This window comes from Pararobbsia alpina, assembly GCF_902859895.1.
GTDB classification, from domain to species: Bacteria; Pseudomonadota; Gammaproteobacteria; order Burkholderiales; family Burkholderiaceae; genus Pararobbsia; species Pararobbsia alpina.
Map to the genome: position 1 here is coordinate 1 of NZ_CADIKM010000208.1, position 653 is coordinate 653.

A 653-nucleotide genomic window follows, 5' to 3' on the forward strand; every position below is an offset into this window, starting at 1 on the left:
GTCATCAAAAAGCCGAGTGTTTCGCGGATTTCAGCATCGTCGGTCACGTTCATCAACCGCTCGTAGACGATCTTCGCTCGTGCTTCGGCGGCGATATTGGAACGCAGGTCCGCGGTGGGTTCACCAATGGTGTCGACATAGGCCGACGTCCAGGGAACGCCCGCGGAGTTCGTCAGCGCCGGGCCCCCACCGTAAAGAAGTGCAGTGATATGGGAGTCGTTGCCGCCGCCCGTCAGCGAGCGATAAAGCTCTGCCTCCGAGTCCACTGCCTCGGCGAGTTGCCCCTTCGCACCCTTGTTCAGCATGGCCACGATCGAGCCGATGATTTCCAGATGGCTCAATTCTTCGGTCGCAATATCAAACAGCATATCCTTGCGCCCGGGGTCTTCCTCGCTGACCGCCTGCGTAAAATATCGGCATGCTGCGGCAAGTTCGCCCTGGGGGCCTCCGAATTGTTCGAGCAGTAGATTTGCGAGACCAGGGTTGGGAGCGGCCACACGAACGGTGTGTTGGAGACGTTTGTTGTGAATAAACATGGTGGGTCCTTTTTGAGGGGAGTGACGATCGTTCGCTCTGCAGGCCATCATTCGTCGACCGCAGAATGCGAAGCTCAACCGAGCGGCGAGGAGCCTGGAGGCAACTCGCACCCATTC

1 protein-coding gene is annotated in these 653 nt (G+C 58.7%); it reads right to left on the reverse strand.

What is annotated here, in order from left to right:
• The coding region (locus HV670_RS30305) for a manganese catalase family protein (protein WP_175108585.1) at positions 1-536 on the reverse strand (536 nt) is incomplete at its 3' end.
• Positions 537-653: the final 117 nt, after the last annotated feature.